Here is a 19,017-nt window from a genome sequence, read left to right as displayed (position 1 = left end):
GATATAACTGAGAGAAGTCTTATTGAATCCCTCTCTCCAAGGATCGAATCAGTGAAAATGCAGATCGTTACCAAGCTTTCGTTGCTTTCGTGGATGTGCCTCGCAGCTGCCATGGTGGGGTGCGATACCAAAGGGGATGTGACGGTGGAAGGAGCGCCCGATTTGAGCGAAATCGTCGCGCCTGATGTCGAAATGCCGACCCCTCATTCTCCCGCTGAAGCGGTAAAAACGGTGTCGGTGAAGATCGACACGATGAGCTGTGTCGAAGGTTGTTTCAACGGAATCCAGAGCGTCCTCAAAAAGCGGGAGGGCGTGGTGGATGTCGGGCTGGCTCCGCAGAAGAATACGGAGGGATTGATCGACAACTCAGTGATCACCATTTCGTATCGAGGGGAACTGGATCGAGCCAATATTGAAAAAACGATCCTGGGAGCCGGGTTTGACGGCGTCGAGTTTGTCGAGCCTTCCGAAGCGACCGCTACCGATTCGACGGGCGAGCCGACCAAGTAGTTGGTACGCGATCGATTGAGCTCCGATTTTTAGACCTTCTTGACGTAACCGTGGCGACCGAATGGAATCCAACACCCCTGCCCAGCGTCCGTTTGTTCACTTGCACTGCCACAGTCATTACAGTTTGCTCGATGGTGCAAGCCCGATCGGCAAACTGCTCAAGAGGGCCAAATCGCACGGCATGACCGCGTTGGCGCTCACCGATCACGGTAACCTGCACGGCTCTCTCGAGTTCTACAAGAAGGCTCGGGATTTGGGCATCAATCCTATTCTGGGGTATGAAGCCTACGTCGCGCCGGGCAGTCGTTTCGAACGGGACGCTTCCTCGTCGAAAGAAGCGGCGTACCATTTGACGCTGCTGGCTAAGAATCAAACCGGCTTTAAGAACTTGATCCGCCTCGCTTCGGCAGCAAGTCTGGAAGGTTTCTATTTCAAGCCGCGAATCGACAAAGAGATCCTGGCGAAGTACAGCGAAGGGATTATCTGCCTCAGCGGTTGTGTCTCGAGCGAGTTTTCGCGCGCGATCCTTCGGGGACAAGACACCGATGCGGCGATTCGAGACGCGACCCATGTCACCGAATGGTTTTCGAAGGTCTTTCAAGATCGATTTTTCATCGAGATTATGAACAACAATCTCGAGATCCAGCGGCAGCAAATGGCCGGGGCAATCGATGTGGCGAATCGAGTCGGTATTCCCTTGGTCGCCACCAGCGATGCCCATTATGTCGACAAAGAAGACGCAGAAGTGCAAGACGTCTTGCTTTGCATTGCAACGGGAAAATTCCGCACCGATACCAATCGCATGCAGATGGAAGGGGATCAGTTCTACCTCCGTTCGCCGGAGGAAATGTACCAGCACTTCCCAGGTCATGCCGATGCCGTCGCTCGATCGCAGGAGATCGCCAATTCGGTCGATATCGATTTGGAATTGGGTAAACGGAACTTCCCGACCTATCGGTTGCCCAATCCCGAAATCACTGCCGACGATTACTTGCGAGAGCTGTGTACCAATGGTCTCAAGGCCCGGTATGCGAAGAGTCCTGACATGCTCGTCGATGGCGAATTGGCAACGGTGGTTCAAGAGAGATTGGATCGCGAGTTGGGTGTGATTCGCAAGCTGGGATTCTCGAATTACTTTTTGATCGTATGGGATTTCGTCCGTTACGCACGTGAGATCGACGTACCCGCGACCGCTCGGGGGTCTGGAGTCGGTGCACTGGTGTGTTATGCGCTGTACTTGTCCCACGTTTGTCCCGTCCGGTATGACTTGCTGTTCGAACGGTTCTTGGACGAGAGCCGATTGGAGGCGCCCGATATCGATATCGATTTTTGCCAGGAGCGACGGGGCGAAATCATTCGGTATGTAAAGGAAAAGTACGGCGAGTCGAACGTAGCTCAGATTGGAACGTTCGGTACGTTGAAGGCGCGAGGGGCGATCAAAGACGTGGGGCGAACGCTCGGATTGCCGTTGAATCGGGTTGCTCAAGTCAGCGAGTTGGTTCCGGACGATCCTAAGATCTCGATTCAAAACGCGATGGAGGAAAGCGAAGACCTCAAGAAGCTTTACGAGAGCGATTCCGATGTCCGCGAATTGCTCGATTATGCGATGAAGATCGAAGGGATGGCACGCAACATCGGTACGCATGCCGCGGCCGTCGTGATTGCGGACAAACCCCTTACCGAATACGTCCCATTGATGCGCGTATCGGGCAAAGAGGACATTATCACCCAGTGGTCGATGGGGGACGTGGAAGCGGCCGGATTGCTCAAGATGGACTTTTTGGGCCTCCGCAACTTGACCATCCTTTCCAAATCGGTCGACATCATCGAGCAGACTCGAGGAGTTCGAATCGACCCACTCGATTTCCCGCTGGATGACAAAGAGACCTTTGAGTTGCTCAAACGCGGGGAGACGAAAGGGGTATTTCAGTTGGAGTCTGGAGGGATTCGCGACTTGCTCCAGCGTATGAAGCCCGACCGATTCCACGATATCATCGCGACCAATGCGCTCTATCGGCCCGGTCCTCTCGAAGGGGGAATGGTCGATGAATATGTCGCCGTGAAACTGAAGAAGAAGCAGGCTACTTATATCCATCCCGTTCTCCAAGAGATCTTGGAAGAGACCAACGGCGTGATGGTTTATCAAGAGCAGGTCATGCGGATTCTGAACCGATTGGGAGGAATCGAGCTCGCCAAAGCCTACACGTGTATCAAGGCGATCAGCAAAAAGAAGGAAGAATTGATCGCTGCCAACGCCGAGAAGTTTCTGGCGGGATGCCTGGAGAAAGGTCTAACCCGGAAGGAAGCCGAAGACTTCTGGAACATGATTCTTAAGTTCGCGGGGTACGGCTTCAACAAGAGTCATTCGACAGCTTACGCGCTCGTCGCATACCAAACAGCCTACTTAAAGACCCACTACAAAGTGGAGTTCATGGCCGCCTTGTTGACGGGTGATATTCCCAACCGGAACTTCAAACGAAAAGATGGTCTGGTCGAGCATATCGAAGATTGCCAACGGATGGGAATCGCTGTGGAGGCCCCCAGTGTCAATACATGCTCTGCCGACTTCAGCGTCGCCGATGGCAAGATTCACTTTGGCCTTTCGGCGATCAAAGGTTGCGGTAGTTCCGCTGCCGATGCAATTGCCACCGAAAGGAAAAAGAACGGGCCTTTCAAAAACATCTTTGAGTTTTGCGAACGTGTCGACGCAGCAGCTTGCGGCAAATCCACGATCGAATCATTGATCAAAGCCGGTGCCATGGATTGTTTCGGTGCAAAGCGGGCGCAGGTAATGGCTGTGATCGAGAAAGCTCTGCAGGGAGGAGCCGCGAAGCTGAAGGACAAGAAGAGCGGACAGATGAGTCTCTTCGACGATGTTTCGGCGGTCGCCGAAGAGGTCAAGGTGGTATTGCCAGATGTTCCGGAGTTTCCGGAACGTGAGAAACTGGCGATGGAAAAAGAAGTGCTCGGGTATTACTTGACCGCCCATCCCCTTTCCGAATATGCGACAACCCTGCAAGCATTTTGTTCGCATACTTCCTCGACGATCAAGAATGCGAAGCATCGTGACGAAGTGTTGATGGGAGGGATGATTTCCTCTATCAAGATGGCGTTTATCAAGAATCCGAAACCGGGGCAGTCAGCCAAGTACGCCAATTTCGACTTGGAAGATATGGATGGTTACGTTCGTGGAATATGCTGGCCAAGCGACTTTGAGCAGTTCGGCGAATTGATCCAGCACGATGCGGTTGTTTTGGCGCGGGGAACCGTCGACAAGCGAGGGGAAGGGGACGAAGTAAATTTCATCGTCAATGAACTTATTCCGATCGCTGAAGCGGACACCAAGTTCACAACCGGGATACACATTCTGTTCGATCAATCACGACACGACCCTGAATTGATGACGAAGATTCGCGAGATCCTGCGCGGGTATCCAGGCCAACGCGATGTGATGTTCGCGTTGCGATTGCACTCTGGTGAAACAGTACACATCAAAGCGACGAAACATCGGGTTGCCATCGATTCCGAATTGCGAACACGATTGGACGATTTGTTGGGACCCCCGAGCCATAAACTGCTAGCGACCAAGCCGAAGATGAAGAGCGGTGGTAGCCAAAACCAGTTCCGTCGATCTGCGACGTGAGGATTCGCGCATGGTTCTTGCGTCGTTGAAAAAGCCGTTTCTCATCTCCCTGATCGTTTCCATCGTGTTGGCCGCGTGTATCGGGATCGTTATTGTCTTGATCGGTCGATTTAGTCCTTTCGAGGCCCGGATCCTGTTCTCGACTTTGGTCATCGCTGGAGGGAGCTTGGGAGGGCTAGCATGCAGTCCTGGGTTGCGTAGAGAACTGTTCTCGGGGCGAGATCTCTTTGTCGAGTCGGTAGCGATCCTAGGCGTCGGGTTGTCGCTCCTCGCTACCTTGTTCAGTCTGGTACTCATATGGTCGGACCGGTTCGTTATCGGCTTTTGGCAAACGAACATGGTACTGGTGGTTTCTGCAATCGCCTGTGGCCACATCGTTCTACTCTCGCTCGCGAGATTAGCGAGTCGAGTTCAGTGGTTGCAGTTCGTCGCCAGAGGTGGCATTATCGCACTGGCAATTCTCATTTCGATGATGATCCTCGCTCCTGCATCGTTTTTCTTGGAGGCCCAAGTTCTCGCGGTGCTATCGATCTTCGTGACGGCCATGACAACGACAATTCCTGTGATGCACAAACTTCATCCTGCGGAAGTTGACGTGGACGTTTCGACGAGGTCCCTAGATCGTTCGGCACTTTCAGAGAGTCTCCAGCAATTGGATGCTGAAATCGACCGTGTGAAAGCTCGCCTCGCAGAATTGGAAGCGAAGCGAGCGAAGATCATTCGGGGCTAGCGAGCTGTCGTTTTTATCGTCCAGAAAAGCCCGCTTGGATCCAACTCGGAATCAATTTCCATCCATCCGGAAACTGAAGATTCGATTCCCCTGCTGCGACTTCATCGTAGCTCTTCGAACCATCTGCTTGAATGCCTTTACCGCATGTGGCAAAAGGTACCCAGCCGTGCGAATGCTTCTTGGTGCTGACCGGGGTCGGGTGATCTGGCATGACGAGAATGCGGTAGTCGCCGATCTTTTCCAACGCATCGAGAACGGGTCCGACGACGTGATGATCGATCGCTTCGAGGGCTTTGATCTTTTCATCGACTCGCCCCTCATGGCTCGCTTCATCGGTGGCTTCGACGTGGACGCAGACGATATCGTGCGTTTTTAAAGCTTCGATAGCAGCCTGTCCTTTTCCAGCATAGTTGGTATCGAGGTACCCAGTTGCGCCGACGACGTCGATTCGATCCCAACCGATCAAGGCAGCTAGACCTCGAAGCAGGTCGACGGCGGTGATCATGGCACCGCGGCATCCGTGAAGAGATTCAAAGGAGGGAAGTTGTGGAGTCTTTCCCAGTCCCCAGAGCCAGAGGTTGGTCGCTGGACGTTTGCCAGCAGCCACTCGTTTTTGATTGACCGGATGATCTTGGAAAACCGCTTGGCTTTCTTCCATCAGGCGACAGAGAAGTTCGCATCCGGGTCCCTTGGGGAAGTCGCTTTCGATCGATTCATCGGTCAGGTCGTGCGGGGCGGTCGTGCGCGTGTCCGACGAGAATGGAACATCGGAGGGAGACTGGCCTCGGTAGATCAAGAGATTCCTGTAACTGACACCTGGGACGAATTCCAACTGGGCGTTCCCCAGCTTCTCTTGAGCTGTCCGGAGCATCTCCGCCGCTTCTTCGCTCGAAATGTGATCCGCGGTGAAGTCGACCATAATCTGATCTTGGACGGTTACCAAATTGCATCGGATCGCCCAATCGTAGGGCCCGAGTTGGATCCCCTGCGCGGCGGCTTCGATTGGAGCCCGCCCGGTAAAGAACTCGTGCGGGTTATAGCCAAAGAGCGTCATATTTGCGACTTCGCTGCCAGGCGTGAAGACGCGCGGCACGTTGTCCGAACGTCCCACGACGCCTTGTTGTGCGATGCGGTCCATGTTGGGGATCTTCGCGGCTTGAAGCGGTGTCTTTCCGCCGATCGACTCGACAGGGAAATCCGCGCAGCCGTCCGGAATGATGATAACCCATTTCATAGTCGTGTCGTTTCTGATTGGAGGTGAAAAGGTCCTGTTCGCGTCATGCTTTATCCCCTTCGGAAACACGAAGATAAACGGCTTCGTCGCGCACGGAGGCTAAATTACGGATTTCGGTGTTGGCCGCCATGGCAGCCGATTCGGTCGCTTGGTGGGTCATGATCACGAGTGGGACAGTCAAAGGCGAACCCTCGCGTCCATCCCGCGACTCATCCGACGAAGAACCCGTTGTTTGCTCGGGCTCGGGCTCGTGCTGGATGATCGATGCGATCGATACTTGGTGTTTACCAAGGATGCCTGTGATTTGAGATAGAACACCAGGTTCGTCGGCGACGTGAAACCGCATGTAATAGCGGCCCTTGGAATGCTCGTAAGGTAGAATTTCGATTTTCGATTCCCGGTCGGACCAAAGTTCCAATCGCCGGAACGTAATATCGGTACGACCGGCTGCGGTATCGATCATATCGGCGACCACCGCGCTCGCGGTCGGCATCTGTCCTGCCCCTTTGCCGTGGAAAAACATATCTCCAACCGCGTCGCCGACGACCAAAATTGCATTGTAGGCCCCTCGAACTTCCGCGAGCGGACGTCCTTTTCGGATCAGCGTCGGTGAGACATGAAGTTCGAGCTGACCGGTTTCTTCGTGCAGGTGAGCCGTGGCAATCAGTTTGATTCGATATCCGAGTTCGGATGCATATCGCAAATCGGCAAGCTGAAATGCTTCCAAGCCACGGCGATGGATCTCTCTCCATTTCACGCGAACACCGAATGCGAGGTGGGCGAGAATAGCAAGCTTCTGCGCGGCATCGCTTCCATCGACATCCATCGTCGGATCTGCTTCCGCGTACCCGAGTTCCTGAGCGTGGCGAACCGCGTCGGCGTAGTCTTCCCCCTGCTCCTCCATCTGTGTGATGATGTAGTTGCTCGTACCATTGAGAATCCCGCGGAGCGAGCGGATTTGATTGGCAGAAAAGCATTGCGAAATGTTCGCAATGATCGGGATTCCCCCCCCCACGCTCGCCTCAAACGCGATGGTCCGACCCAACGCTCGAGCTCGATCGAAGAGTTCCTCTCCGTGTTCGGCAAGGAGCGCTTTGTTTGCGGTGACTACATCTTTTCCTGCATCGAGCAACTGCAACATGATCGTGCGAGCCGGCTCGATGCCCCCGACCAAGTGCGCGACAACTTCGATATTCGGATCTTGGAGGACGGAGTTCAAGTCATCCGTCAAAACCCCTTTGGGCAGTTGGATAGATCGATTCTTCTTCAGGTCCCGAACGGTCGCCTTTTCAAGCCAAAGAACGCGGCCCGCGTGGCGAGCCAAACGGTCCCCATGATCGAGCAGGAGTTTTGCCACCCCGGTGCCGACAGTTCCCATGCCGACAATGGCAACCCTTGTTTTCTCCATGAAAGAGCGTCATCCTCTGTTGGTGATCATCCGAAAAGGCACAATAGTAAACCAAGATCACGATCTCGCAAAGTTACCGTTCCGCAAACCGGGATGCCCAGGGCATGCAATTCGATACCGAAACGACCATCTGCGCCATCGCCACAGGCGAGGCGCCTGCCCTCCGAGGAGCGATTCGGATCACCGGTCCGGATACGCTGGCCATGCTCCGAACTCTTGGCCCGCTTCCTGAAAAAATCCCGTTTGCCCAACGAGTCGGGATGGACATCGACCTCGGAGAGCTCGGGCCGCTCCCCGTCTCGGTTTTTTGTTGGCCGGACTCCAGAAGTTACACCGGTCAGCCTTCCGCCGAATTGCACACGCTCGGTGCACCGGTCTTGTTGAGCGAACTACAACGAAAACTGATTTTGTCCGGGGTGAAACTCGCGCAACCAGGAGAGTTCACGCTCCGAGCGTTTCTGGCAGGAAGGCTGGACTTGACGCAATGCGAAGCGGTGCTCGGTGTCATCCACGCACACGACCAACGAAGTCTTGCGGTGGCACTGAACCAATTAGCGGGAGGGTTGGCCGCACCTTTGGCTGACACTCGTCGCGATTTGATCCATTTGTTGGCGGACATCGAAGCTGGATTGGATTTTGTCGACGAGGACATCCAGTTCATTTCACCCGAGCAGATCGAGTCGAGGTTGCTCGATGCCCTATCGAGTGTAGAAGGGATCCTCTCCCAAATGGACTCTCGCTCCGGACAAAAACACGAGTGGCAGATCGCTCTCACCGGTCCTCCCAACGCGGGCAAGAGCTCGCTTCTCAATGCCATTGCAGGCACCGAGGTCGCGATGGTTAGCCCGACACCTGGCACCACGCGTGATTACCTTCGTTACCGTGTCCAACAGTCCGATGTCGCGTTCGATCTGCTCGATACCGCTGGCATGGAAGAGTGGCAGGAGGACTCACCGCGCGGCCTCGCACAGGCATTTACTCGATCGCAGATCGAGCAAGCGGACTTGCTTCTTTACTGTTCTCCACACGATGAGTTGTCAGAACCAATCCCTGCCCCGGTGTTGAGTTCGTCCAAACCGATTTGGCTCATCGAAACAAAATGCGATGTATCTCGCCCTCACGGTGGGACACGCGATCGAAACGTCGAACGCATCGAGGCGCGATACGAAGTCAGTTCGAAGACAGGGGACGGTGTCGCGGAGCTTGGCCATGCCCTCTTGCATTGGGTACAGCAACAAAAAGCGGAACAGGCCGACGCGGTTCCGATGACGGTGGAGCGATGCCAAGGCGCTTTGTTAAACGCAAAGGGTGCGATCGCAGCCGCCCTCGATGCTGTCCGAGGTCGATGTGGCGATGAAATCATCGCTGCCGAAATTCGGATAGCGTTAGACGAAATTGGTTTGGTAGCAGGCACGGTCTACACCGAAGACGTGTTGGACGCGCTCTTCAGTCGGTTTTGTATCGGCAAGTAGCTACCCAAGCCAATTGGTGAATCAGTCATCGCGGATTTCTTCGAACTGCGGGAGATCGCCCTCGGCCTCCTCGTCTCCCGAGGTCGAGTCTTGGATCAGTCCCCATTGTTGCAATCGACGAATCATACGAGCGCGAGAAATGGATAGGAGTTTCGACGCCGCGGTGCGATTTCCTTTGCAATGCTCGAGCGCCTCCATGATAAGCTGCTTCTCAACTTGCTCGAGGACTTCATCGAGCGCAATGGGTTCGAGAGAAGGAGGCCGTTCAAAGTGGCTGGGGCTCGTACGGATTGCGATCGGAAGGTGGGATACGCCGATCTCGCCTCCCTCGGATTGTTGAATCGAAGATTCGAGGACGCTGGCCAACTCCTCGTAGCTCCCTGGCCAGGGATAGGCTAGCAACGCATCTTTTGCTGGAGAAGCGATCGTGAGGTGCCGAGAGATTTTCTCGGAGCGAATGCGAAGCCCTTGCTCCGCCAACTGCTGCCTTGCTTGAAACCAGCTTGCAATGATGGAATCCAAGTCTTCCAACCTTTCGCGAAGCGAGGGGAGCTCGATGCGGAGCGGTGAAAGACGTAACCAAAGGCGCAACCATAACGAGTTCGTGCCACGCGATTCGTGAAGCGGCTTACGGCAGCTCGCAAAGGTAACGAGCTCCGGTCTCGAGGCGAGATAGCGATCCAAGGCGAGCAGGAGTTCTTCTGGAAGTTCATCGAGTCTCGATAAAAAGAGACTGGCTCGGGACCCAAAGGAACGAATGACTTCATCCACCGCTTCGAGGACGCTTTCCAAAAGCGATCCATCCATAAGATGGCAGTCAACCCGGATGGTCGATCCGGGTTGATAAAGCAGATTCTTTCGCGAGGCACGCGTGCGGGCGAGCATGGCAATGAGGGCGTCCCGCTCTTCACAAACATCACCGATCAAGATGGTCGAGGTCTCGGATGCGCATGCCATTTCCCATTGCTGTCGCAGTAGTACGGCTCGTAGCGACTGTCCCGCGATTAACCATGGCCAAGGTAGTGACGATTCTCCATCGGTCGATTTTGGCAAAGGGCATTCGCGGCTGCCCGATTGCAATCGTCGATAAATATCGAGCAATCGTTCCGGCAGCCGAAGCACCAACAACGTACCTGTTGGCCCCGGTACGCCCATCCCGTCGCTATGCGGCTCCAGTGGTACAATCACTTTCGCCGTCGCGTCGTCCCATGACGAAACGTGAAGAGAACTCCGATCCCAAAGGGTGGGGGGAGCGAGCTGGGCGATCCAATCGGCGAGACGGTCGGTGGCGCCGTCTGGCTCGGTATCCGGTTGACCTTCGAGAGGTCGAGAATGAAAACGGCAGTTGAGACCAATCAAGTCCAAGGGAACGGAATCGGGCCCGCGAATTGATGCGATCCAAGCCAACATCGCTTCATTCGCGTAAACGAGAATGTCTTGCTCGTCTAGCACATACATCGGAATGTCCGAGCTACCGATCAGTCTGGCAATCTGCCGCTTCGCAATCGATTTATTCGGATCATCCGAGGACATACGAGGGAGCCTTGTCGTGAGGAGGTATCATGCGGGGCGTGGCAACAGAACTTGTACGGGGTCTTTTGGGATTCTATCGAGCAGCGTTCGATCCTGCCTGAGCATTGACTCCAATTCCCCGAGATCTATTTCTTCTGGGCGATCGATCCAGCCTAAGCTGTTTGCCAAAAACCCTAGTATCAAGCGATTGGAATAACCCTCGTCTCGAAGGGTGCAAAGCCGGGTGTCACCATGCCGTTTCGCGAGCCGCCTACCGTCTGGTCCAACGACGAGTGGCGCGTGAAACCAGCGAGGAGGGGCCCATCCCATCGAGCCGTAGAGAGCCAGCTGCCGATAGGTGCTGCTGACCAAGTCCGCTCCGCGCACCACTTGGTTGATTCCCATGTCATGATCGTCAACGACTACCGCGAGTTGATAGGCAGGTGGACCGTAGTTTCGAGCGACGACAAAGTCGCCCAGGGATTGGATCGGTGCAAGACTTTGTTTTCCAAGGAAATCATCCCACCACGTCATTCGAAGTGTCTCGCGATCGATTTCGGTCGCACCGCTCGGAAGGGCCGCGATCGAAGAGAACCGAAATCGCCATGCGTACTTGAGACCTTGTGCGTCGAGTCTTTCTGCATCGCATGCGGTGCGATACGAACAAGTGCCCGGGTAAACAGGCCCATCGACGGGATGGGGCATTAAAGTGGAGCTTCCCTCCCCTGGCGTCGGTTCGTGGGGGGCGCTCGCCGATTGTTCGATTTCGCTACGGGTGCACGTGCAAGGATAGATCACTTCCTTTTCGCGAAGCGTTTCCAAAATCGTTTGGTAGCGAGCCAATCGCTCGGACTGTAGCACGTATCCTCGTTCGCGAAGAGACTTTCCCCAAAAGATCTCCCTCGCTTGGTCTGACTGCCCGGACACTGCGGTCGCATCGACCTCTTCCATGCGGTCCCATGTTAGCCCGAGCCATCGAAGATCTTCGAGCAACAGTGACTCGGCACCAGCCTTGGTGCGCGGAGTATCCAAATCTTCGACTCGCAAGTAAAGTTTGCCTTGATTGCATCGCGTCAGCATCCAAGCCACGAGATAGGTTCGAGCGTTACCCAGATGTTGGGCGCCCGTCGGAGAGGGTGCCAGCCGACCGATGGTTGGAGGATTCGGAGCCATGGGATTATTCGCAGTCACTCATGATCATAAATCGTTCCATGGTGAAACGTGCGAACCGCTATTTCGGCCTCCGGTTAAGGTGATAGAGATGCCGGGCAGTCTGCGCTGAAACGCGTCGATAATCGATTCCGCCGCTGCCCCTTCGGGTAAGGCCAAAGCGACGCTTGGCCCCCAGCTGCTTTGCGCAGCGCCCCGGTATCCCAATCCTTTTGCCGTTTCGATGATGCGTTGGATCGATTGAGATCGATAAACACCTCCCTGCACCTTCTCAAACACTTTCCCAGCTAACTGCCCATATTGGCCAATATGGTGGTCCCACCTTGTCCAATCGTTCGACTCGAGGGCGGGCACCAGATGTTCTTCGATCAGAGAAAGCATGGCTCCCCGGCCCGCATTGGGGTGCTGCGAGCAGACTTGAAACATTTCCTTTTCAGCATCGCCGGATTCCCCTTCGGTGTTCCTGTCTCGCAACAAGAGAACGGGCCAGTTGGGGAAAGGGAGAAGACGAACGCTTCTCGAGGGCAGGCCGTAATCGAGGATAACGCCACCGGCCAGGTAACCTGCCAAACCGATGTACGAACGAAGACCTCGCCCGCTCAGGCGTGCCAATTCCTCGATAGACAGCCGGCAACCCATGGGGTCTCCCGATGCGGCAGCCATCAAGGCGTGGATCACCATACAACTCCACTGCGTTCCGGAACCCAGACCTTGATGCGGGCGCTGGGTGGTGGCAAGCCATAGGCTGCGAACAGGCAGGTGCGATCTGCTTGGATGGATTGCAAGCCAGCGACGGCACAACTCCAAAACGCGGCCTTGCCACTCGTTTGGTGCAACGACTTGTAATTCGTCGATGTGACACTCTGCGATTTCGAACCGAAGGGTGGAGTAAGGATCGGTTACCATCCAGCCGATTCCGCCGTAACAGCTGTTTGTGCCAGGATGGATCTCCACGAGTCCCAAGTGCAGTCTGGACCCGGCTCGAATTTCATATCGGTTCGAGGGGGCATCGGCCGAGTTGGTGGCGGGGGACAAGCTGGTCATGCGGTGGTTGATGGAAGATCCGCGCGTCAAGTTTCCACTTCGGCCGCTGCGAGGACCAAAGAGTCGTCGGCGTTGCCCGACCAAGTCGGAAGATTGCATTGAGTGGCGATCCAGCCGGGGTGAACGACTCGGCCGTTCGTTTTGGGCGATCCGAGCAATCGCCAGCGAATGGGGGATGGGGTATCGGGAATGGAGACTGCTTCCCCCTCCGATTGTTCGAGCAGGGGTTTGATTCCGAAGGCCTGTTGCAAGCACTTTTTAGAGTCTCGCAGGACATCGCGCGCGGCGGCGCCGATTTGCGCATCGCTGTATTGGTCGAGGGACTCTTGGATCAAATCGATCAGTCTCGCCTCTCGTTGGAGCGTGCTGAGCAGCGTCAGCGCTTCACTTCGTGTGGATTTCGGGGCGATCGGCGCGGGCTTTTTCGGAGTCGCAAGGGGTCGTTCCGGCTCCATCGTTGGCTTCGATCCCGATGGGGTTTGCCCCCGATCGGGCTGGGCCGGGGCGGGCAAAAGAAGTTTTTGTACCGCAGCCGCTCGCTCCTTGTTCAGGAGAACGGCGAAGAAAGCGCGGAATGCGAGCAGGATTCGCATGAGACTCGCTCAAGAGGAAAAAGGGTGGACGAACGCGAAATCGAGCGAGTGAGTATACCGCAAGCCTTTTCCGTCGGGCAGCCGTTTCGATGCTGCACTGGTGGCATGTCCTGCGGTATACTTCCCGTGCGATATGGCGCAGCGAGGACGATTCAAAGGATATGAGGAAACCAGCCAAACCGAACGGGTCATCGAAGATGGGCGAGGAGCAAAGGCTTTCGAACGCTGCGCGGCCGTCGACTCCCGCTGCTACATCCTTGTCGACATCGCAGCGGATCGCCATGCAAAAGCAGTTGGGGGAGGTGTTGTACCGGGACCCACATGTGTGGCGCGATCGATCGGAACGTCAGAAGTGGATCGCAGATCGAATCTTATCACGATCCAAAGTGATGAAGACTCGAAATTTTCATGCCGTTTCTCGCAGCGATCTCGAGTCGATGGCTTGGTTGTATGACGAGTCGTTCTTGGGGGGGATCGCGTTGCCTTTGGCGGAATCGTATGGTCTTTCCTTTCGATTGAGTTCGCGAATGACTCGGGCGGGTGGAAAGACGACGCGGACGACCTTTCCGCCCACGGCGGGCAAACCGGGGCGTACTCATTACGAAATCGCCTTGTCGACGTCCCTCTTGTTTCAATCTTTTCGTGCTCCGGGCGATACGATTCGGGTTTGCGGGTTCGAATGCCAAGACCGTCTCACCGCCATGCAACGGGTGGTCGAGCACGAGTTGATCCATCTTTGTGAGATGCTGGTTTGGATCCAAAGCGACTGCGCTGCCGGACGTTTCCAGTCGATTGCGAAGAGTTTGTTTGCTCACACGGAGCATCGGCATGAGTTGATTACCCAGCAGGAGCGAGCGGCCAAGGAATTCAATATTCGTCCCGGCACGCGCGTTGCGTTTCGACATGAAGGAAAAACCTTGGTCGGCCTGGTCAATAGGATTACTCGTCGAGCCACTATTCTGGTAGAAGATAGTCGCGGGCAGCGCTTTAGCGATGGTCGCCGCTACGTGAAGTACTACGTTCCCATCCAACAACTCCGCCCAATCGCTTGATCAACGCATGAGACATTTAACGGACATCGATTCGAAACCCCAAGCGGAGGCTTTTGTCGCTTATCTGCTCACCAAAGGAATATCGACCCACGTCGAGACCGAATCCCCGCGACCGGGAACGAGCGATCCCAGTTGGTCCATATGGATCCGAGAGGAAGACCGGATTCCCGAGGCGGATCGAGAGCTGCAATACTTTCTCGCGGACCCGAATCACGAGCGGTATCGCAGTGCGATAGTCGAGGCGAGGGCGATTGTTCAGAAGGAACGCGACTTACAAAAGCAACGCGAGAAAAACGTTCAAAAGGTCAAATACACGCGCCCGGCCGGTGTGGGAGGCAAGATGCCGCCTTTGACATTGGCTTTGATCATCCTGTGCGTTGTGTTGGGGTTGGTCACGGAGTTCGGGTACGTGAGCGATGGGAACCGACTCGGTGCGATAGCGATGAAGGAACTGAAGTTCGTCGATTACGCGAAATACGTCGAGACGCGCGATCCCGCCTACTCGCTGAAACAAGGGGAAATCTGGCGCGTCATCACTCCAGCTTTCTTGCACGGCGGAACACTGCACTTGCTGCTAAACATGATCTCGCTCGCATCCTTGGGGCGATTGACCGAACGTGTCGAAGGGATCGGAAAGTATTCGATCATTCTTCTTCTGTCCGCGATCGGCGCGCACTTGCTGCAGGGGTTGATGCCTACCCAGTTCTGGGGGACACCCAATTTCGTGGGCATCTCAGGAGTCGTTCTGGGGCTTTTCGGTTATTTGGCGGTGAAGTCTCAGTTGCGGCCCGATTGCGGTTTCTACTTTCCTCCCGATGGTTACGTGCTTACGGGGATGCTTTTGTTGGCAGGCTTCTTGAGTCAAGGCGGTTTAGGAATGGCGAATATGGCGCACCTAGGTGGGTTGGCGACCGGCGCACTTCTTGGACTTTTTTGGAGCCGCTAAACTCCGCCAGGACCGTTAAAGTCCCACCCCCTTTTGGTAATTTATTCCATTCACTCCTGGTCCTGACCCCTACAAATGACTTAAATTAAACGGTCCGCCCCGCCCTAGGTCTGGGGCCGCCCGGGACTTGAGTCGACTTGTTAAGGTTCGTGGAATGAGGAATGTATCGATGGTAAGGATTTTAGCAGTTCTCGCGTGCGCATTTGTCGCTTGGACGAATCCTTGGAACTCGCTAGGGAACGCCCACGCCATGGCGTCCCTGTGTCCCTTCTGCACCGCCGCAGGTCAGACGCTTCGGCAAGAAATGGAATCGATGGACGTTGTGGCCATCGCGACTCTCGTCCCCGATGGCCGCGATGACATCGATGGGCTTGCGAAGTTCAAGCTGGAGGCGATCCTCAAAGGGGACGCGCTCGTCAAGGTGGGGCAGGAATTTCAAGCCACCTATTTCGGACCTGGCAAATCGACAAAGCGTTTCCTCATGCAGGGTGTCGACCCTCGCGAACTGGTTTGGTCCTCTCCCGTCCCCCTGACTGACGAAGGGGAGAAATACGTCTCGAAGCTTTTAAAACTCCCCCAGGATCCCGTCGAGCGATTGGCGTTCTTTCAAGAATATTTCGAGCATCCCGATGCTTTGCTTTCTCGCGATTGCTATGACGAGTTTGCACTGACTCCCTATGAAGAGGTGATCAAGCTCAAAAGCAAGATGGATCGCCCCAAGCTCATCGGGTGGGTGCAAGATCCCGCAATGGCTCCCGATCGCAAACGGCTCTACTACACGATGCTAGGTGTGTGTGGAACCAACGAAGACACCGTGTGGATGGAGAAGATGATCACGAGTACCAAGCCCGAGGATCGCGCCGGTTTGGATTCGTTGATCGCCGCTTACTTGACACTCAAAGGGGAAGCTGGCCTTCCCTTGATCGTCGATTCCTTTTTGAAAAACCCTGAGTCTCAGTACGTTGATATTTTTGCTGCGGTAATGGCATTGCGATTCCACTCCACCGAGGGGAAAGTGTTGACGAAGCCTGCCGTTGCCAAGGCGATGTGCCATTTGCTCGAACGACCCGATTTGGCCGACTTGGTCATTCCCGATCTAGCACGTATGGAGGACTGGTCCCAATTGGATCGTTTGACCCAGCTCTTCAAAGATGCCAAGGAAGACAATGCGTGGATTCGGATGCCGATCGTGAACTACACGAGAGCTTGCCCGCTCCCCGAGGCCAAAGAGCGACTTAAAGAGATGGAGCAGATCGATCCGGCAGCCGTGAAGCGATCGAAGACGTTCTTCCCTATTCCTATTCCGGGCTCGAATGCTCCCAAAAAGGACGAGTCGAGCCAGATCCGTTGGGCTCCGAAGAGCATTCTCGCGGATGCGTCCAGTGGGGCTGATGAAGAAAGGGTGTTCCGAGCAGGCTTCGCGGCTCGCATGCAGTCGCGCGTCGCTACGGTGGCAGGAGAATCGATCGTTTTCAACGATTTCGATACTACTCTATCGAATCCACATTCCATTCACTTGAACCACTGGCGAGCGCTCGGCGTAGTATCGCTCGCAACATTGACAACCGGTACGTTTATGTGGTTGGTTGCTACCCGAAACGGCTAGGCATCGACAGGTGTTTTGGCATCGACCCTAGTCCCTCGACAAATTAGGTTCTCTTGCTTTTCCGAGAGACTCATCGCGTATGTTGAAACCTGAATCGCAAAACGAGGCATTCTTTCAAGGGGTTGCTGAAGACCTACCTGAGGAGTTCTCCTACAAGGCGCTGAGCCGAGCGGCTATCTTGTCGGTGTTCTTTGGCCTCTTTGGTCTTCTCGCTTGGTTCTCCCCGCTGTTGACGGTTTTGCCATTCCTGGCGACCCTCTTCGCGTGCTTAGCTTTCTATAATCTCAACAGATTTCCGGCCGAGCTAACTGGGAAGCTTTGGGCTGCCATCGGCGGTGTCCTAGGTATTGCCTTGTTGATCGGGGCTCCTGCCAAACACTCTTACATTTATTTGACCGAGGTTCCGGACGGATACGAACGCATTTCGTTCGCTGCCTTAAAAAGTCCTATGGGGGCTCCCGATGTGCCAACGCTGGAAGCATTGAAGCTCAACGGGAAGAAGATCTTCTTAAAGGGGTACATCCACCCCACCTCGTTGGCCAGTATGAGCTCCAAGTCGTTTGTCCTGGTCCCCGATTGGGCGACTTGCTGCTTCGGTACACAACCGCCATTGACACACATGATTGAAGTCCGATTGGTGAACGAGAAGTTTGCGACTCGATCGTACCGGCAGCATTCTCTCGCGGGGACTTTCGAGGTAATGCCACAAATCAAAGAGATCGATGGCTTGACGGGCGTCTATTACGTCCTCGAAGCAGAGCATTTTCAGTAGCAGGGTGCGGAGCAGGATTCCGTGGAGGAGGGGGCTTGGGAATCCAACGATGGACCGTCCCTTTATCTTTCGCATCTACCTTTCATGCATCCGGCGTCGTGGGTACAACCGTACAACGCCTCGACCGTTGGTTTCATCCGCCGGTCTTCTCTTCGCGGTTGATGGAACTCCACTATGTTTTGGATCGCGCTCAAGATGCTTTTTCACGACCGAGCCAAATACTTAGGCTTGGTCATTGGCGTCGCGTTTTCCACGCTTCTTATCAATCAGCAGTTGGGGATTTTCTTGGGGCTCCTGGCACGTGCAGCCGCCGTCATTGTCGACGTGCCCGAAGCCAACATCTGGGTGATGGATCCTGGGGTAAAGAATCTAGACACGGTGTTTCCTCTCCGAGATACCGAACTTGGACGCGTTCGAGGGGTACCAGGCGTGGAGTGGGCAGTACCATTTTTTAAATCGATGGCCACCATTCGGACGGCAACGGGGGAGCTTGAGTCGGCACTTCTCCTCGGCGTCGACGATGCCTCGCTAGTAGGTGTTCCTTCGGAGGTGGTCCTAGGGGAGATCGAAGAACTCAGGCGTCCGGATGCTGTGGCGGTGGGGCTAGACGGGTACGGAAAAGTTTGGCGGAATGAACCCATCACGCTAGGGCGCACCGTGGAACTAAACGATCGCCGAGCCGTTGTCGTGGCAGTGGTCAAGGACTCCCCCAAATTCACATCGTCGATTACGTTTTTCACCCGTTACTCCCAAGCATTGCAGTACACCAACAACGGCCGCAATCAAATGTCGTTTATTCTCGCTCGAGCGCAAGGTTCGCAATCGGCGGAGCAAGTTGCAGCGACCATTTCCGAAAAGACAGGACTTCAAGCCATGACGTCGGTCGAGTTTCGGAATAAGGCCATCCAATATGTGATCGACAATACCGGCATTCCCGTGAGTTTTGGGACAGTAGTGGGGTTGGGGATTTTGGTAGGGGTCTGTGTGGTGGGATTGATGTTCAACCTGTTCGTCTTGGAAAATCTTCGATACTTTGCCGTTCTCAAAGCGATCGGTGCCCGCAATGCGAAATTGGTTGGAATGGTATTTCTACAGGCCATAGTCGTTGGTTTCGTGGGTTTCAGTTTAGGGCTCTTCGGGGCAGCCTCCTTCTTTGAATTCGCTGGAAGGAACTCAAACTTCGCTGGCTTCTATTTGCCTTGGCAGATTGGCCTCCTCTCGGGAGCGGTTGCGGCGGGAATCATTTTTCTAGCATCGCTGGTCGCGCTGCGCCGTCTTTTATTTGTCGATCCCGCCGTTGTTTTTAGAGGCTAACCGATGCACCG

15 protein-coding genes are annotated in these 19,017 nt (G+C 55.0%); 9 read left to right on the top strand and 6 right to left on the bottom strand.

The features are described from left to right. The first annotated feature begins 51 nt into the window (after positions 1-51). From VN12_RS20065 to VN12_RS20055, 3 genes are all read left to right on the top strand, one after another. Entirely contained in the window at positions 52-510 is a 459-nt protein-coding gene (locus VN12_RS20065) for a hypothetical protein (protein WP_146678474.1), read from the top strand. Positions 511-571: 61 nt separating this feature from the next. Then, positions 572-4,153 carry a DNA polymerase III subunit alpha gene (gene dnaE, locus VN12_RS20060; protein ID WP_146678473.1) on the top strand — a complete coding sequence of 1,194 codons (3,582 nt, stop codon included), beginning with the start codon at positions 572-574 and terminating at the stop codon, positions 4,151-4,153. A gap of 10 nt (positions 4,154-4,163) precedes the next feature. After that, the gene (locus VN12_RS20055) at positions 4,164-4,883 is read left to right on the top strand and encodes a hypothetical protein (protein WP_146678472.1); all 720 of its coding nucleotides are present in this window, start codon (positions 4,164-4,166) and stop codon (positions 4,881-4,883) included. Positions 4,884-4,896: 13 nt separating this feature from the next. Here VN12_RS20055 and VN12_RS20050 read toward each other — a convergent pair whose 3' ends face one another. Together VN12_RS20050 and VN12_RS20045 are read right to left on the bottom strand one after the other, a co-directional pair. Further along, complete coding sequence (locus VN12_RS20050; RefSeq protein WP_146678471.1) at positions 4,897-6,117, bottom strand: cofactor-independent phosphoglycerate mutase; 1,221 nt, start codon at positions 6,115-6,117, stop codon at positions 4,897-4,899. 43 nt (positions 6,118-6,160) lie between these two features. After that, positions 6,161-7,525: a homoserine dehydrogenase gene (locus tag VN12_RS20045; protein WP_146678470.1), complete on the bottom strand. Its 1,365-nt coding sequence runs from the start codon at positions 7,523-7,525 to the stop codon at positions 6,161-6,163. A 104-nt stretch (positions 7,526-7,629) separates the two neighbouring features. Between VN12_RS20045 and VN12_RS20040 the strand changes: the two genes are divergently transcribed. Continuing rightward, positions 7,630-8,997, top strand: coding sequence for a tRNA modification GTPase (locus tag VN12_RS20040; RefSeq protein WP_146678469.1), 1,368 nt, complete (start codon positions 7,630-7,632; stop codon positions 8,995-8,997). Between the two features lie 21 nt (positions 8,998-9,018). On the opposite strand, the gene VN12_RS20035 is transcribed toward VN12_RS20040, so the two are convergent. Genes VN12_RS20035 through VN12_RS20020 form a run of 4 tightly spaced genes read right to left on the bottom strand, consistent with a single transcriptional unit; the run spans position 9,019 to position 13,316 of the window. Continuing rightward, complete coding sequence (locus tag VN12_RS20035; RefSeq protein WP_146678468.1) at positions 9,019-10,530, bottom strand: helix-turn-helix domain-containing protein; 1,512 nt, start codon at positions 10,528-10,530, stop codon at positions 9,019-9,021. A gap of 27 nt (positions 10,531-10,557) precedes the next feature. Next, a complete protein-coding gene (gene gluQRS / locus VN12_RS20030; RefSeq protein WP_146678467.1) occupies positions 10,558-11,682 on the bottom strand; it encodes a tRNA glutamyl-Q(34) synthetase GluQRS in 1,125 nt (374 codons plus the stop codon). 24 nt (positions 11,683-11,706) lie between these two features. Continuing rightward, positions 11,707-12,822 (bottom strand): hypothetical protein, encoded by a 1,116-nt coding sequence (locus VN12_RS20025; RefSeq protein WP_146678466.1) that lies wholly within the window; start codon positions 12,820-12,822, stop codon positions 11,707-11,709. Then, a complete protein-coding gene (locus VN12_RS20020) occupies positions 12,750-13,316 on the bottom strand; it encodes a DUF2760 domain-containing protein (RefSeq protein WP_146678465.1) in 567 nt (188 codons plus the stop codon). Before VN12_RS20020 ends, VN12_RS20025 begins: the two co-directional genes overlap by 73 nt. Positions 13,317-13,597: 281 nt before the next feature. Between VN12_RS20020 and VN12_RS20015 the strand changes: the two genes are divergently transcribed. The 5 genes from VN12_RS20015 (at position 13,598) to VN12_RS19995 (ending at position 19,006) form a co-directional block, all read left to right on the top strand. Then, the gene (locus VN12_RS20015) at positions 13,598-14,368 is read left to right on the top strand and encodes a hypothetical protein (protein ID WP_146678464.1); all 771 of its coding nucleotides are present in this window, start codon (positions 13,598-13,600) and stop codon (positions 14,366-14,368) included. A 7-nt stretch (positions 14,369-14,375) separates the two neighbouring features. Further along, positions 14,376-15,314, top strand: a complete 939-nt coding sequence (locus tag VN12_RS20010; RefSeq protein WP_146678463.1) for a rhomboid family intramembrane serine protease — start codon at positions 14,376-14,378, stop codon at positions 15,312-15,314. 169 nt (positions 15,315-15,483) lie between these two features. Further along, positions 15,484-16,920: a hypothetical protein gene (locus VN12_RS20005; protein WP_146678462.1), complete on the top strand. Its 1,437-nt coding sequence runs from the start codon at positions 15,484-15,486 to the stop codon at positions 16,918-16,920. A 79-nt stretch (positions 16,921-16,999) separates the two neighbouring features. After that, positions 17,000-17,692 carry a DUF3299 domain-containing protein gene (locus VN12_RS20000; protein ID WP_146678461.1) on the top strand — a complete coding sequence of 231 codons (693 nt, stop codon included), beginning with the start codon at positions 17,000-17,002 and terminating at the stop codon, positions 17,690-17,692. 174 nt (positions 17,693-17,866) lie between these two features. Beyond that, a complete protein-coding gene (locus tag VN12_RS19995; RefSeq protein ID WP_146678460.1) occupies positions 17,867-19,006 on the top strand; it encodes an ABC transporter permease in 1,140 nt (379 codons plus the stop codon). Positions 19,007-19,017 lie beyond the last annotated feature (11 nt).

Origin of the sequence: Pirellula sp. SH-Sr6A, from assembly GCF_001610875.1 — a bacterium.
GTDB lineage: Bacteria > Planctomycetota > Planctomycetia > Pirellulales > Pirellulaceae > JBKCUI01.
The sequence above is the reverse complement of the archived record's forward strand: the minus strand, read 5'-3'. Positions and strand labels throughout refer to the sequence as shown.

Coding starts and splice junctions, on each gene's coding strand:
- dnaE (WP_146678473.1), top strand. CDS start 572: ATGGAATCCAACACCCCTGCCCAGCGTCCGTTTGTTCACTTGCACTGC.
- VN12_RS20055 (WP_146678472.1), top strand. CDS start 4,164: ATGGTTCTTGCGTCGTTGAAAAAGCCGTTTCTCATCTCCCTGATCGTT.
- VN12_RS20050 (WP_146678471.1), bottom strand. CDS start 6,117: ATGAAATGGGTTATCATCATTCCGGACGGCTGCGCGGATTTCCCTGTC.
- VN12_RS20045 (WP_146678470.1), bottom strand. CDS start 7,525: ATGGAGAAAACAAGGGTTGCCATTGTCGGCATGGGAACTGTCGGCACC.
- VN12_RS20040 (WP_146678469.1), top strand. CDS start 7,630: ATGCAATTCGATACCGAAACGACCATCTGCGCCATCGCCACAGGCGAG.
- VN12_RS20035 (WP_146678468.1), bottom strand. CDS start 10,530: ATGTCCTCGGATGATCCGAATAAATCGATTGCGAAGCGGCAGATTGCC.
- gluQRS (WP_146678467.1), bottom strand. CDS start 11,682: ATGGCTCCGAATCCTCCAACCATCGGTCGGCTGGCACCCTCTCCGACG.
- VN12_RS20025 (WP_146678466.1), bottom strand. CDS start 12,822: ATGCAATCTTCCGACTTGGTCGGGCAACGCCGACGACTCTTTGGTCCT.
- VN12_RS20020 (WP_146678465.1), bottom strand. CDS start 13,316: ATGCGAATCCTGCTCGCATTCCGCGCTTTCTTCGCCGTTCTCCTGAAC.
- VN12_RS20015 (WP_146678464.1), top strand. CDS start 13,598: ATGCAAAAGCAGTTGGGGGAGGTGTTGTACCGGGACCCACATGTGTGG.
- VN12_RS20010 (WP_146678463.1), top strand. CDS start 14,376: ATGAGACATTTAACGGACATCGATTCGAAACCCCAAGCGGAGGCTTTT.
- VN12_RS20005 (WP_146678462.1), top strand. CDS start 15,484: ATGGTAAGGATTTTAGCAGTTCTCGCGTGCGCATTTGTCGCTTGGACG.
- VN12_RS20000 (WP_146678461.1), top strand. CDS start 17,000: ATGTTGAAACCTGAATCGCAAAACGAGGCATTCTTTCAAGGGGTTGCT.
- VN12_RS19995 (WP_146678460.1), top strand. CDS start 17,867: ATGTTTTGGATCGCGCTCAAGATGCTTTTTCACGACCGAGCCAAATAC.